Origin of the sequence: Phytohabitans sp. LJ34 (assembly GCF_052068095.1) — a bacterium.
In the GTDB taxonomy this organism is placed as follows: domain Bacteria; phylum Actinomycetota; class Actinomycetes; order Mycobacteriales; family Micromonosporaceae; genus Phytohabitans.
The window spans coordinates 206,622-220,278 of the sequence record NZ_JBQHDG010000014.1 but is presented as its reverse complement, the minus strand read 5'-3'; the positions used below and the strand labels follow the sequence as shown (position 1 = coordinate 220,278).

Here is a 13,657-nt window from a genome sequence, read left to right as displayed (position 1 = left end):
CCAGCAGGAGATGGCGCTGGCCATCGAGCGTTCGATCGAGACCGGCGAGCACCTGCTCGTCCAGGCGGGCACCGGCACCGGCAAGTCGCTGGCCTACCTCACGCCCTCCCTGCTCGTCGACGGGCCCGTCGTGGTCTCCACGGCCACGCTCGCCCTCCAGTCCCAGCTCGTCGACCACGACCTGCCGCGCCTGGCCGACGCGGTCGAGCCGGTGCTGCGCCGGCGGCCGACGTTCGCGGTGTTGAAGGGGCGGCACCACTACCTGTGCCTGGCCCGGCTCGACAACTCCGCGGAGGAGGAGCCCGACGACGGCCTCTTCGACGCGCCTGCCCCGGGCGCGACCAAGTGGCTGGGTGAGGCGGGCCGGCTGGGCAAGCAGATCCAGCGGCTGCGCGAGTGGGCGATGAAGACGACCACCGGCGACCGCGACGAGCTCGACCCGGGCGTCGACGACACCGCGTGGCGGCAGGTGTCGATGCCGGCGCGGGAGTGCGTCGGCGCCAACCGCTGTCCGTATGGCGGGGACTGCTTCGCCGAGGCCTCCCGCGCGCGGGCCCGCGAGGCCGACATCGTGGTGACCAACCACAGCCTGCTCGCCGTCGACATGCTGGCCGGGCGCCACATCGTGCCGCCACACAAGCTGCTCGTCGTCGACGAGGCGCACGAGCTGGCCGATCGCGTCTCGTCCGCGGCGCAGGCCGAGCTGACGCCCGACATGGTCGACCGGGCGGCGCGACGCGCCCGCACGTTCATCTCTCCGGAGGCATACGAGGCGCTTGCCGAGGCGGGCGACGCGCTCACGGTCGGGCTCGCCGAGGCGCCGGCCGGGCGCATCACGACCGGGCTGCCGCCGGCGCTGAGCGGTGCGTGCACGCTCCTCGACGCGGCGACCCGCACCGGGCTCGAAGCGATCGGCGACATCAAGTCCGACGACCCCGACCCGGTCCGCAAGCAGCAGGCCAAGGCGGTGCTCGACGAGCTCTCCAAGACCGCGCAGCGCCTGCTGGAGGAGGCGGCCCACGACGTGGCCTGGGTGGAAAAGCCAGACGTCGGCAGCCGCCGCGCGCTGGTGGTCGCGCCACTTTCCGTGGCGGGCACGCTCGCCACCCACCTGTACGACGAACGCACGGTCGTCGCGACCTCGGCCACGCTCACGCTCGGCGGCCAGTTCGAGACCGTGGCGAGGGCGCTGGGGCTGGCGGCGCCCGACGGCAAAGATGGCGACGACGGCGACTGGCACTCGCTCGACGTCGGATCGCCGTTCGACTACCCGCGGCAGGGCATCCTCTACGTGGCTTCACACCTGCCCCGGCCCGCCGCCTCCGGCCTGCCCGACGCCGCCGGTGAGGAGCTGCTCGCGCTGGTCGGCGCGCTCGGCGGCCGCACACTCGGGCTCTTCTCCTCCCGCCGGGCCGCCCAGCAGGCGGCGGAGCTGCTACGGGCCAAGACCGACCTGCCCGTGCTGCTCCAGGGCGAGGAGGCGCTGCCGCTGCTCGTCCGCCGCTTCCGCGAGGAGCGGGCCAGCTGCCTGTTCGGCGTGATGTCGCTGTGGCAGGGCGTCGACGTGCCGGGTGACTCCTGCCAGCTCGTGGTCATCGACCGGCTGCCGTTTCCACGCCCCGACGAGCCGCTGGCCGCGGCGCGCGCGGCGGCGGTCGACGCGAAGGGCGGATCCGGCTTCGCGTCGGTGAGCGTGCCGATCGCGGCGATCCGGCTGGCGCAGGGCGTGGGCCGGCTGATCCGCTCAAACGGCGACAAGGGCGTGGTGGCGGTGCTCGACTCGCGGCTGGAGACGGCCCGCGGCTACGGTCCCTTCCTGCGCAAGTCGCTGCCCCCGTTCTGGTATACGACGAAGCGCGAGGTCGCCCTCGGCGCCCTCAAACGCCTCCGCGAAAGCTAGCGCCCTAGGGCGGCGTCGCCTTCACCACGACCGCCTCGGGGGGCACCTCCGGACGGCGCGGGTTGCTCAGGCGACGGATGGCCGTGTTGAGGACGGCGACCAGCGGCACCGCCACCAGCGCGCCCACGATGCCGGCCAGCACCACGCCGGCGGCGATCGCCACGATTACGGCGAGCGGGTGGATCGCCACCGCGCGGCCCATGATGAGCGGCTGGAGCACGTGGCCTTCGAGCTGCTGCACCGCGATCACCGCGCCGAGCAGGATCAGCGCGCTTACCCAGCCGCGGTCGACGAGCGCGATGAGCACCGCGACCGCGCCGGAGAGGGTGGCACCGACGATCGGGATGAACGCGCCGAGGAAGACGAGCGCGGCCAGCGGCAGCGGGAACGGCACGCCGAGGATCCACACGGCCACGCCCACGCCCACCGCGTCGATGAACGCCACCAGGACCGTCGCCCGCACGTATGCCACCAGCGTCAGCCAGCCGGCCCGGCCCGCGTCGTCGACCTGCCACCGGGCCCGCAGCGGCAGCATCCGCACTATGAAGCGCCAGATGCGCCCACCGTCGCGGAGGAAGAAGAACGTCGAGAAGAGCACCAGGAACATCCCGGTGAGCACCTCGAAGAGCGTGGTCGCGGTGGAGACGCCGGCGCTGGTGAGCGACTCGGTGTTGTCGTCGAGCCACTTTTCCGCGGTGTCGACGTAGCTGTCGATCTGCTTGTCGGACAGGTGCAGCGGCCCGGTCTGAAGCCAGTCCTGGATCTGCCGGATGCCCTGCGTCGCGCTGTCGCTGAGCTGGGGCAGGCCGTCGATGAACTCGGTGATGACCAGCGTCAGCGTGCCGGCGACCGCGGCGAGGCCGCCGATGAGCACGACCGCGGTGGCGAGCGAGCGGGGGAAGCCGAGGCGCAGCAGCCAGCGGACGGCCGGTGACAGCAGCGCGGAGAGCAGGAGCGCGATCACCAGCGGGATGATCACGATGTGGACCCGGCTGATCACCTGGACCAGCGCCCACACGATGATGCCCAGGACGATCAGGCGCCACGACCACGCCGCCGCGATGCGCAGGGAGCGGGGCACCTCGCCGTCGTCGCGGCTCGCCGTCGTCGAGTGCACATCCGGAGGGGTCGTGACGGGCGGCTCCTCCTCACGGAACGCACCGTTGCCGTTACCCGCCTCGGCGGCGCGGCGTGCCTCCTCGCGGCGCGCGCGCACGGTCTCGCGACCCGCCTCGTACGCCCGGCGCAGATTAGCCCGCACCCGCTCGACCCGACTCACGAAACACCCCCTCCGCTGCCACAACGTTCCCTACCGTATCGGGCACGAACCTCTCAGCCCGGTCCATTCGTCCCTGAGTTCTCCCCCACATCGGGAGGCTGTAGCGTTCCGTACGTGACCGCCGATCCCGACCTCGATCCGGGCTTGCCGATCCGGCTGCTGCATGACCGTGTTCTCGTTCGCCAAGAGGGCAACGAGGGCGAGCGCCGGTCGACAGCTGGCATCGTGATACCGGCGACCGCCGTCATGGGACGCCGGCTGTCGTGGGCCACCGCCGTCGGCGTCGGGCCGCACGTGCGCTCGATAGTGGCCGGCGACCGGGTGCTCTTCGACCCCGACGACCGCTCCGAGGTCGAGCTGCACGGCCGGGAGTACGTGCTGTTGCGCGAGCGCGACGTGCACGCCGTGGCCGCCCAGCGGGTCGAGCCCGACGCGACCGGCCTCTACCTGTAAGGCCGGTAGTACCCGTAGTAGGGGGCCGGTGGCGGCGGCGGTGGCGGAGCCAGCACGACAGGGATCGGCACCACCGGCTCGTCCGGCGGCTCGAGTGTGCGGGCCACCCCGTCCGGAAACGTCACCGCGTAGCGGGCGCCATCCCAGCGGGCCACCGGCGCCTGCGGGTCGCGCCCCGCGAACGCCTGGCGGTAGCCGGTGATCGCCTCCAGCAGCTGCCGCTCCTCCGCGAGCGCCCGCTCCACTTCGTCAGGTGCACGGTAGAGCCCCCGGCGCATCCCGTCGCGCAGCAACGCCAGCCGGGTCGCGGCGAACTGGTATCCCCGCATCGCCTTCAGCCCGGCCTCGCCGGCCACCCGCCGCGCCCACCGCCGGGCGGAGTGCCGCCGCCCCAGGCTGCCGAGCGCGGCGACCTCGGGCGGGGAAAGCCAGCCGGCCCGCACGTACTCCGGGAGGGTGCGCTCGGTGAGCCGCCCTTCCCAGCTGCGCAGCCACACCGCGAAGCCGACCATGCCGAAGAACACCGGCACCATCACGCCGATGAACCCGTACAGCAGGATGAGGTTTTCGCCGGTGGCCTGGGCGAGCGTGGGGATCAGGTTCCACGAGCCGTGCAGGATCATCGCGAGCAGCAGGCCGGCGAGCGGGGCGATCCACCGGATGTGCCGCTCGCCGGTGCGGGCGGCGATGCCCAGCCCCACGCCGGTCATCGAGGTGAAGAGCGGGTGGGCGAAGCCGAAGAGCAGGATGCGCCCGATGAACAGGGCGAACACCATCTGCGCGCCGGTCGCCGGGCCGTACTGGTCGGCGCCCGACGCGTAGCCGTGGCCGCCGAGGTAGAGGATGTTTTCCACCATGGCGAAGCCGAGCGCCGACAGGCCACAGTAGACGATGCCGTCGGTGATGCCGGACCACTCGCGCCGGCGCCGCCACAGCAGCAGGAAGGGCCCGAGCGCCTTGCCGGTCTCCTCGATGAACGGGGCGACCAGCACCGCCACCAGCGCGTCCGGGATGCCCCACCGCTCGAAGAGCGCAGCGGCGCTGGAATTGACGGTCAGGGCGGCCAGCGTCGAGGGAAACGCGCCCCAGGCGAAGCAGAAGACGAGGTACTTGGCCGGCTCCGGCTCGTACCGGTCGAGCCACAGGAAGCAGGCGACCAGCGCGGGCACCGGCAGCACGGCCGCCACGAGGCCGACGATCAGCGCGGTGACGCCGATGTTGTAGCCCAGGAAGCCCAGCATCACGATCGCGCAGACCGCGATAAAAAGGATGACCGCACCGACCTGGAGGCCGCGCCGGACCGCCGACCGCCGGGACGGCGGCGCCGCCGCGACGTCACTCATGCCGCCCAGCCTAGCTTTCGCCCCCGAGCGTCAGCGGGGGTCCGCCGGGACGTGCCGGCCGACCGCCCGCCGGACCAGGCGGTTGGCCTCCTTAGCCTCCAGGCCGGTCGCCCGCACCAGGTCGACGGCCGTGGAGCGGACCTGGGCGACGATGACGCTCCCGGAGAAGCCGACCCCCTCCGCGTACGCGACGCCGGCCTCGCTCGCCGCCCGCAGCGCCCGCTCGCGGGCGGCCACCGGCTCGACCGCGTCGGCCAGCTCCCGGCGCAGCCAGGTCACCGCCTCGCCGAGCGCCCGCACGGCCTCGACCAGCGCCGGCGGTAGCTCCTCGCCGTCACGCACGAGCACCAGCGCCCGCCGTAGCAACACCCGGCTGTTGCGCAGCGCCCGCGCGACGTGCTCGGCCGCGTCGATGTACTGGTTGAGCGCACCCCGGGTCCGCCATCGCACCGGTGCCAGCGCCGCGGTCTCGCTCGCCGCCTCGATCGCCTCCTGGAGCGCGCGGAGGTCGCCCTCCGCCGCCCGCAGCCGCGCCAGCGCCGCCTCCACCTGGTCACCGTCGCGCGCCGCCAGCGCGTCGGCGGTCTCCGTCAGGCCGTCCGCGAGTACGTCCAGGGCCGGCCCGGCCGCGCGACCCACCACCGTCAACGGGTTGAGCGGGAGCAGCAGCGCCATCACGCCGAGCCCCACGAGGCCGCCGACGAGGGCGTCGACGAAGCGGTCGTAGGAGATCCCGGTCGTCGGCGGGGTGAGCGTGGCGACCAGCACGGCGGACGAGGCGGCCTGGGTGATCAGCGCGGACCCGCCGCCGGCGAAGATCGCCGTCACGATCGCGAGCGTGACCACGAGCCCGATCTGCCACGGCCCGCTGCCGATGAGGTAGATCAGCACGTCACCGACCGCGATGCCGATGGCCACGCCGAAGACCAGCTCGAACGCGCGCCGCAGCCGCTGGCCCACCGACACGGCCAGCGTGACCACGGCCGCGATCGGCGCGAAGAACGGCGCGCGGTGGCCGATCAGCTCGTGCGCGATCAGCCATGCCAGGCCGGCGGCGATCCCGGTCTGGAGGGCGAGCAGCACGTTCATCCGCACGCGCCGGACGCGGTCACGCAGGTGGGCGCCGGTGCGCCGGGCCAGCCCATCGGTCGCCAGCGCCATGCTTACCCCGCTCCGCCGCTCGGCGCTCGTCCGCCGTCGTGGTCGCGGTCCGTAGCCTCCCGGCTCCCGCTCATGCCGGGAGACTACCGGCATGATCGGCACATGACGCTTGTTGAGCGCTGGGTCGCAGCGGCGCGTGGTGCCGGTGCGACGGCCGGTGACGAGGCCCTGAGCGCGGCCGGCGAGGCCCTGCTCGCCCGCTGGCGGGAGCCGCAGCGGCACTACCACACCGTCGACCACCTCGCCGCGATGCTGTCCATCGTGGACGCCGAGGGCGGCGGCGACCCGGTACGCCTGGCGACCTGGTACCACGACGCCGTGTACGACCCGCGCTCACCGGGCGACGCCAACGAGCGGGAGAGCGCCGCGCTCGCCCGCGCCGAGCTTGCCACGCTGGGCGTACCCGAGCCGGTCGCCGCCGAGGTGGCGCGGCTGGTGCTGCTCACCGCCGGACACGCGGTGACGCCCGGCGACGGCGACGGCGAGCTGCTGTGCGACGCGGACCTGGCGGTGCTGGCCCGCCCGCCGGCCGAGTACGACGCCTACGCCGCCGCGGTGCGCCGGGAGTACGCGCACGTGCCCGACGAACTCTTCCGGGCCGGGCGGGCGGCCGTGCTCACCAGCCTGCTCGACCTGCCGGCGCTCTACCGCCGCCCCGCGCTGGCCGAGCGCTGGGAGGCACCGGCGCGGGCCAACCTTGAGCGCGAGCTACGCGCGCTGGCTTAGGTGCTTCGGGCGGCGCAGGCCGGCGCCACGCAGGAGGCGGACGATCTCCCGGCTGGTGACGAGCCGCGCGCCCAGCCACACCGCCATCGGCACCCGCTCGGCCGGCAGGTCGTAGTGATCGCGGTCGAACCCGCGCCGGGGCGCGCCGAGCATCTCCGCGAACGCGTGCAGCTCCTCGTACGACACGTCGCTGACCAGGTGCGACCACAGCCGCCCCCGCGCTGGCCAGGCGGGCGGGTCGACGTAGAGCATGGGGCCACCGTAACCCGGCGGGATAGCCTCCGAGACATGGCCGACCTGCTCGACGCGCTGCGTGCCGCCCTCCCCGCCGAGGCCGTCCTGACCGACCCCGACCTGCTCATGGGGCACTCGCGCGACGAGGCCGACCTTGTCGCGGCGGGCCTGCCGGCCGTGGTGGTACGCCCGCGCACGACCGAGCAGGTGTCCGCCGTCGTACGGATCGCCGCCGAGCATCGCGTGCCGCTCGTGCCGCAGGGCGCCCGCACCGGCCTGGCCGGCGCCGCCAACGCGGTGGAGGGCGGAATCGTCCTCTCCACCGTTGCCATGGACCGCATCCTCGAGGTCGACCCGGTCAACCGCATCGCGGTGCTCCAGCCCGGCGTGGTCAATGCCGCCCTCGCGGCGGAGGTGGCCCGGCACGGCCTGCGCTACCCGCCCGACCCCGGCTCGTGGGAGTCGTCCACCATCGGCGGCAACGTGGCCACCAACGCGGGCGGCATGTGCTGCGTCAAGTACGGCGTCACCAGCGAGTACGTGCTCGGGCTTGAGGTCGTGCTCGCCTCCGGCGAGGTGCTGCGCACGGGGCGGCGCACCGCCAAGGGCGTGGCCGGCTACGACCTGACCCGCCTCTTCGTCGGCTCGGAGGGCACGCTCGGCGTGATCACCGAGATCACCGTGGGCCTGCGCCCGGCCGCCGAGGAGTCGCTCACGCTCGTGGCCCTCTTCCCGTCCACGGCCGCCGCCGGTGCCGCCGTCGCCGCCATCGCCGCGCAGGGCCTCTCGCCGAGCCTGCTGGAGCTGCTCGACCAGACCCACTTGATCGCGCTGGAGGCGTACCAGCCGATGGGCCTGCGCACCGAGGCGAAGGCGCTGCTGCTGGCCGCCTCGGACACCGGTGGCCGGGCCGCCGCCGACCTCGAACGGATCGCCGCGCTGTGCGAGGAGGCCGGCGCCGACGAGGTGTACGCGGCCACCGACTCGATCGAGGCCGCCCAGCTGTTACAGGCACGCCGGCTGGCACACGCGTCGATGGAGAAGTACGCGGCCGAGATGTTCCCCCAAGGCAACGGCGGCCTGATCATCGACGACGTCGCCGTGCCCCGCTCGGCGCTGTCCACCCTGCTCGACGGCACCGAAAGGATCGCCGCCCAGCGCGGCGTAGCGATCGGCGTGGTAGGCCACGCCGGCGACGGCAACATGCATCCCAACATCGTGGTCGACCGCGCCGACCCGGCGAGCGTGGCACGCTGCCAGCACGCGTTCGACGACATCGTGGAGCTGACGCTCTCGCTCGGCGGCACATGCACCGGCGAACACGGCGTCGGCCTGCTCAAACGGGAGTGGCTGGCCCGCGAGATCGGCCCGGTGGGCGTGCGCGTGCAGCAGGCCATCAAGTCCGCCCTCGACCCCGACGGCCTCCTCAACCCCGGCAAGGTCCTCTAAATCGGACCCCCTTCGGAGCAGGTCTCCCGGGTCCGCGTCAGCTGCGGACCGCCGCTCCCGCCGGAGTACGCGCGGGTCGGCGGCGAGCTGGCGCTCGCCGAGACCCCCGACCCGCGCTGCCAGGTCCGCGCCGCAAGCCCGGCGGGACCTTGTCGGACGGGGTGCCCGCGGGTCGGTGCGGTGGTCGCCGCGCCACTTGGTGACACACCGTCAGGGTGTCGCAGATAGGGGCTTGTCCCGCGGACCTGGCAGTGGACGGCCGGGGATTTCGGCGAGCGCTGCGAGCCGCCGGCCGGGAGCGGTGCCCGCGGGAGCATACGGTCCGCAGCTGACACGGACGTGGGCAAATCTGCCTCGATGCAACGCCACGACGAGCGGCGACCCTGACCCCGAAGCCCTCTAGAACGCGGTGCTGGTGGACAGCAGGTCGACTATGCGCATCGCTGTCGGTGGGGAGCCGGTGCCGCAGTCGGCCCACTGGATCTTGGTCGGTCCGGTTACCAGCGTGTAGGTGAAGCCGTCCGCGCATTCAGCCGGCTCGCTCGCCTCGCGGCCCAGATCGGGGTCGGCGAGGAGCGCCTGGAGGTCGGCGAGTTGGGCTTCGTTGAGCCGGCCGCGCACTGGCGTGCCGCCGCCCGCGCCGACGCGGCTGCGGTAGTACGTCCACCGCCCGTCCGGCTCGACGCTGATGTTCTGGTCGATGCCCACGAAGCCGCCGGTCCGCTCCACGGTCACACCAGCCGCCTTGGCCGTCGGCGAGGGCCCGGCCGTGGTCGGCGGCGCGAGGGAGGACGGCGACGGCGAGGACGATGGCGATGGGGAAGGAGCGGGGCTGGCGGTCGGATCCGCCGTGCAGGCGGCCAGCGCGAGCACCACAAGCACACATAGACGCCCATAGGCCATCCTCATGGGACGGACGGTACGCCCACCCGGTTCCGCTTACGAGGCCAGTGGGCTCCCGCCGCGAACGTCCGGCGCGCCGAGACGGGCCGCGTCCGCCGTGGCGTCGTCGGGCATCTTCTGCGACTGCCGCTCCGCCTCGACGCGGGCCAGGTAGTGCTCCACCTCGCGGGCCTGCGTGTCGGCGTCCCAGCCCAGCACCACACCCATGATCTCGGCCGCGTGCTGGGCCGACTCGGTGCCACGGTGGGGCGTCTCGAACGAGATCCGCGTGCGCCGGGTCAGCACGTCGTCGAGGTGCAGCGCGGCCTCGGCACGGGCGGCGTACGCCACCTCGGCCGCGAGGTACTCCGGCGCACCGGCCAGTGGCGCGGCTAGCGCCGGCTCGGTGTGGATCATCGCGATCAGCTGCGGTGCCAGCGTGCCGTACCGCTCGAGCAGGTGCTCCAGCACCCCGGCCTGGACGCCGTGCCGCCGGGCCAGGTCGAGCCTGTCGCGCCACATCGCCGGGTATCCGTCCGCGCCGAGCAGGGGCAGGTCCGCGGTGCGCGAGGGCACGCGCACGCCGAGCCGCCGCGCCGCCCGGTCGACCACGTCGGCGGCCATCACGCGGTAGGTCGTGTACTTGCCGCCGGCCACCAGCATCAGCCCGAGCATCGGCTCGACGACGGCGTGCTCGCGGGAGAGCTTGGACGTCGAGTCGGCCTCGCCGGACAGCAGCGGGCGGAGCCCGGCGTACACGCCCTCGATGTCCGATGTGGACACTGGCCGGTCGAGGACGGCGTTGACCTGGTCGAGCAGGTACTCGATGTCACGCGCCGACGCGGCCGGGTGGTCGCGGTCGAGCTGCCAGTCGGTGTCGGTGGTGCCGATGATCCAGTGGCCGCCCCACGGCAGCACGAAGAGCACCGAGGTGGGCGTGCGCAGGATCAGCCCCGCGTCGCCGGTGATCGCCGAGCGGGGCACCACCACGTGTACGCCCTTCGAGGCACGCACCCGCAGCCCGGGCCGCACACCCACGTCGCCGAGCATCGCGGAGATGTCGTCGCTCCACACCCCGGTCGCCGCGATCACGGTGCGCGCCCGCACCTCGAACTCGCCCGTGGCCGACTCCAGATCACGTACCCGTACCCCCGTCACCTCCCGCGCCTGCCGCACCATGCCGACGGCACGGGCGCTGGTCACGACGGCCGCGCCGAGGCTGGCCGCGGTACGCGCGAGCGTGACCACCAGGCGGGCGTCGTCGACCTGCCCGTCGTAGTAGCGGACCGCGCCGGCCATCACGTCCGGGCGGAGGCTCGGGAAGACGTGGCGGGCACCGTCGCGGGTCAGATGGCGGTGCAGCGGCATACCCCGCCCGCCGCCGAAAAGCCCCGCGAACACGTCGTACGCCGCGACACCCGCCCCGTAGTACGCCCGGCGCCAGGCACGGGCCGGAAACTCCCGCGGCGAGTGGCCGCCGGGCAGCGGCACGAGGATCGGCACCGGACGCACCAGGTGCGGGGCGAGGCGGGTGGCGAGCAGGCCGCGCTCGGTGAGCGCCTCGTGCACGAGGTGGAGCTCCAGCTGCTCCAGGTAACGCAGGCCGCCGTGGATCAGCTTGCTGGACCGGCTGGAGGTACCCGACGCGAGGTCACGGGCCTCGACCAGCGCGACCTTGAGCCCGCGGGACGCGGCGTCCAGCGCGGCGCCCGCGCCCGTGACGCCGCCGCCGATGACCAGCACATCGAAGCGTTCGGTCCGCAGCCGGTGAACGTCGGCGGCGCGGCGCTCCGGTGAGAGCTCGCTGGCGGCGTACCGGGATACAGCAGGGTCTCGCACCCGTCCACGGTAACCGGCCGTACTGTTTCGCTCATGGCGTATCCCTCCCCGGTGCCAGAAAGGCCCACCAGCCCGTGGGTGGTGGCCGCCGCCGCGGCGATCGGTGTGTGGGCGGTCGTGGTGACCGTCCTGAGCCAGGCGGTGGGTTGGCTGGCCGACCAGGTGCTGCTGGTGACCGGGCTGGACACGCCGACCTGGACCTGGCCGGTCGTCGCGGTCGTCAACGCGGTGCTGGCCGGCACGCCCGCGGTCATCCTGGCGTTCGTACCCCGCTCCCCCGCGATACGCACCGCCGGCCGCGTGTGGCTGATGGGCGCCGCCGCGCTCGCCGGCCTCGGCCTGCTGCGCGCGGTGCCCGAGCCGCGCAACGAGCTCTACCTCGCCCTCTTCACCCTCGCCGCCGCGGGTGCCGCCGCTCTCCTGCACGGCCGCCCCTCGCTGCCCGCTCTCGGCTTCGCCGGCGGGCTCGCCGTCCTGCTCCCCTGGCTGTGGATCGGCGCACTCGGCGGGCTGGCGGAGACGGTGCTCGCGGTGCTCGCGGCCGCGGCGGTCGGCTGGCTCGCCGCCGCGATCCTGAACGCCGGCTTCTGGGAGCGCTACGGCGTCGTGCTCGGCGGCTTGATCGCCGGTGTCGCGCTCCTGCTGCTCGCCGCCGGCGTGGGCCAGGCCGGCGCCCAGCTTGCCGCGATGCTGGTGCTGCCGCCGCTGGGTTTCGCGGCCGCCGCGCTGCGCGGCGCCGGGCCGCTGGTCGCGGTCGCCGCGCTGGGCCCGCTGGCGTTCGCCGATCCGGAGGAAATCACGCTGCTGCTCAGCACCGGGCGGGATCTGCCCGTCTGGGCGGCCATCGCCGCCGCCGTCTCACTCGCCGTCGCACTCGTCATCGGCATCGGGTACGCCCTCGTGCTGGCAAGGTCCGGCCCGAGGAGCGCAGCGACGAGGGCGGACCTTGCCAGCACCCCGGGCACTGCGGGAGCGGAGCGAGCGTCAACCGGCACAACGCTGGCACGCACCCGGCTCGCCGGACGGTGGGTCGGTGCGGGGGCGGTCGTGCTCCTCGCAATCACCGGTGGGGCGATCTACCTGGGCCCGGGGCAGCCCGGCCTGCACGGCGAACGCCTCTTCGTCATCCTCAAGTCGCAGGCCGACCTGACCGGCGTGGCCACCGCGAGCCGCGAGGCGCGCGTCGCCGACGTCTACCGCCGGCTTGTCGAGCATGCCCAGAGCAGCCAGGCCGACCTGCGTAAGACGCTCGACCGCTGGCACCTGGACTACACGCCGTACTACCTCGTCAACGGCATGGAAGTGGACGGCGGGCCGGCCGTCCGCGCGTGGCTGTCCCGGCGCCACGACGTCGACCGGGTGCTGCTCAGCCAGCGGCTGCGCCCCCTGCCCGCCGAGCCCGGCGTGGCGCACGGCGATGAGCCCGCACCCTCCGCCCCGCCGTGGAACATCTCGCTGATCGGCGCCGACCGTGCCGCCACCCAGCTCGGCATCAACGGCTCGGGCGTGGTGGTGGGCACCTCGGACTCCGGTGTGGACGGTCGGCATCCCGCGCTGTCCGGCAACTTCCGGGGCGGCGACGACTCCTGGTACGACCCGTGGAACGGCACCCGCACGCCCACCGACCGGGGCGGCCACGGCACGCACACGCTCGGCTCGGCCGTGGGCCGCACCGTCGGGGTCGCGCCCGGCGCGCAGTGGGTCGGCTGTGTCAACCTCGACCGCAACCTCGGCAACCCGGCCCGCTATCTCGACTGCATGCAGTTCATGCTGGCGCCGTTCCCGTTCGGGGGCAACGCCTTCACCGACGGCCGGCCGGAGCGGGCCCCGCACGTCCTCACAAACTCGTGGGGCTGCCCGCGGATCGAGGGCTGTGACGAGGGCGCGCTGCGCGCGGCGACCGCGGCGTTCGCGGCCGCCGGCGTCTTCTTCGCGGTCGCGGCCGGCAACACCGGCCCGTTCTGCGGCTCGGTCGACGACCCGCCCGCCCCGTACCCGGACGTGGAGACCGTCGGCGCGGTCGACCGGCGCAAGGAGGTCACGCAGTTTTCCAGCCGCGGGCCGACCGGCGCCGACCTCGCCAAGCCGGACGTGGTGGCGCCCGGCGAGGACATCCTGTCGGCGATGCCCGGCGGCGGGTACGCCGAGCTGAGCGGCACCTCGATGGCGACACCGCACGTGGCCGGCGTGGTGGCGCTGATGTGGTCGGCCAACCCGCGGCTGATCGGCGACCTCACCCGTACCCGCGAGATCCTGCGCGACACCGCGGTGCCCGCCACTCCCGGCGACAGCAGTGGCGAGTGCGCCCCGGTCGACGTGACCGGCGCTGGGATGGTCGACGCGTACGCCGCGGTGCAGGCGGCGCGCACGGCGTCCTGACCGCCGGTTAGT

General features: G+C 73.9%; 10 protein-coding genes and 1 pseudogene. 5 read left to right on the top strand and 6 right to left on the bottom strand.

The genetic code is table 11. The features are described from left to right. Nucleotides 1-10 precede the first annotated feature (10 nt). Nucleotides 11-1,900 (top strand): ATP-dependent DNA helicase, encoded by a 1,890-nt coding sequence (locus ACTMTJ_RS25080; protein ID WP_441220225.1) that lies wholly within the window; start codon nt 11-13, stop codon nt 1,898-1,900. Between the two features lie 4 nt (nt 1,901-1,904). Here the strand turns inward: ACTMTJ_RS25080 and ACTMTJ_RS25075 are convergent, their stop codons facing one another. After that, a complete protein-coding gene (locus ACTMTJ_RS25075; protein ID WP_441220156.1) occupies nt 1,905-3,203 on the bottom strand; it encodes an AI-2E family transporter in 1,299 nt (432 codons plus the stop codon). Between the two features lie 90 nt (nt 3,204-3,293). On the opposite strand from ACTMTJ_RS25075, the gene ACTMTJ_RS25070 reads away from it, so the two are divergent. Next, complete coding sequence (locus ACTMTJ_RS25070; RefSeq protein WP_441220155.1) at nt 3,294-3,632, top strand: GroES family chaperonin; 339 nt, start codon at nt 3,294-3,296, stop codon at nt 3,630-3,632. Here ACTMTJ_RS25070 and ACTMTJ_RS25065 read toward each other — a convergent pair. Both ACTMTJ_RS25065 and ACTMTJ_RS25060 read right to left on the bottom strand, forming a co-directional pair. Beyond that, nucleotides 3,623-4,972: pseudogene (locus tag ACTMTJ_RS25065) on the bottom strand (PrsW family intramembrane metalloprotease); the annotation flags it as partial. The gene ACTMTJ_RS25070 and the pseudogene ACTMTJ_RS25065 sit on opposite strands and share 10 nt — an antisense overlap. A gap of 33 nt (nt 4,973-5,005) precedes the next feature. Next, the gene (locus tag ACTMTJ_RS25060; RefSeq protein ID WP_441220154.1) at nt 5,006-6,136 is read right to left on the bottom strand and encodes an FUSC family protein; all 1,131 of its coding nucleotides are present in this window, start codon (nt 6,134-6,136) and stop codon (nt 5,006-5,008) included. A 102-nt stretch (nt 6,137-6,238) separates the two neighbouring features. Here ACTMTJ_RS25060 and ACTMTJ_RS25055 point away from each other — a divergent pair, with 102 nt between their 5' ends. Beyond that, the gene (locus ACTMTJ_RS25055) at nt 6,239-6,862 is read left to right on the top strand and encodes an HD domain-containing protein (RefSeq protein WP_441220153.1); all 624 of its coding nucleotides are present in this window, start codon (nt 6,239-6,241) and stop codon (nt 6,860-6,862) included. Here the strand turns inward: ACTMTJ_RS25055 and ACTMTJ_RS25050 are convergent. Further along, nucleotides 6,845-7,114: a DUF4031 domain-containing protein gene (locus ACTMTJ_RS25050; protein ID WP_441220152.1), complete on the bottom strand. Its 270-nt coding sequence runs from the start codon at nt 7,112-7,114 to the stop codon at nt 6,845-6,847. The genes ACTMTJ_RS25055 and ACTMTJ_RS25050 overlap by 18 nt on opposite strands. A 36-nt stretch (nt 7,115-7,150) precedes the next feature. Between ACTMTJ_RS25050 and ACTMTJ_RS25045 the strand changes: the two genes are divergently transcribed. Further along, entirely contained in the window at nt 7,151-8,545 is a 1,395-nt protein-coding gene (locus ACTMTJ_RS25045; RefSeq protein WP_441220151.1) for an FAD-binding oxidoreductase, read from the top strand. A 399-nt stretch (nt 8,546-8,944) separates the two neighbouring features. Here the strand turns inward: ACTMTJ_RS25045 and ACTMTJ_RS25040 are convergent, their stop codons facing one another. Both ACTMTJ_RS25040 and ACTMTJ_RS25035 read right to left on the bottom strand, forming a co-directional pair. Next, the gene (locus ACTMTJ_RS25040; RefSeq protein WP_441220150.1) at nt 8,945-9,280 is read right to left on the bottom strand and encodes a hypothetical protein; all 336 of its coding nucleotides are present in this window, start codon (nt 9,278-9,280) and stop codon (nt 8,945-8,947) included. Nucleotides 9,281-9,484: 204 nt separating this feature from the next. Beyond that, entirely contained in the window at nt 9,485-11,266 is a 1,782-nt protein-coding gene (locus tag ACTMTJ_RS25035) for a glycerol-3-phosphate dehydrogenase/oxidase (RefSeq protein ID WP_441220149.1), read from the bottom strand. A gap of 33 nt (nt 11,267-11,299) precedes the next feature. Between ACTMTJ_RS25035 and ACTMTJ_RS25030 the strand changes: the two genes are divergently transcribed. Then, nucleotides 11,300-13,645 (top strand): S8 family serine peptidase, encoded by a 2,346-nt coding sequence (locus ACTMTJ_RS25030; protein WP_441220148.1) that lies wholly within the window; start codon nt 11,300-11,302, stop codon nt 13,643-13,645. The last annotated feature ends 12 nt before the right edge of the window (nt 13,646-13,657 follow it).

Coding starts and splice junctions, on each gene's coding strand:
- ACTMTJ_RS25055 (WP_441220153.1), top strand. CDS start 6,239: ATGACGCTTGTTGAGCGCTGGGTCGCAGCGGCGCGTGGTGCCGGTGCG.
- ACTMTJ_RS25045 (WP_441220151.1), top strand. CDS start 7,151: ATGGCCGACCTGCTCGACGCGCTGCGTGCCGCCCTCCCCGCCGAGGCC.
- ACTMTJ_RS25030 (WP_441220148.1), top strand. CDS start 11,300: ATGGCGTATCCCTCCCCGGTGCCAGAAAGGCCCACCAGCCCGTGGGTG.
- ACTMTJ_RS25080 (WP_441220225.1), top strand. CDS start 11: ATGGCGCTGGCCATCGAGCGTTCGATCGAGACCGGCGAGCACCTGCTC.
- ACTMTJ_RS25050 (WP_441220152.1), bottom strand. CDS start 7,114: ATGCTCTACGTCGACCCGCCCGCCTGGCCAGCGCGGGGGCGGCTGTGG.
- ACTMTJ_RS25060 (WP_441220154.1), bottom strand. CDS start 6,136: ATGGCGCTGGCGACCGATGGGCTGGCCCGGCGCACCGGCGCCCACCTG.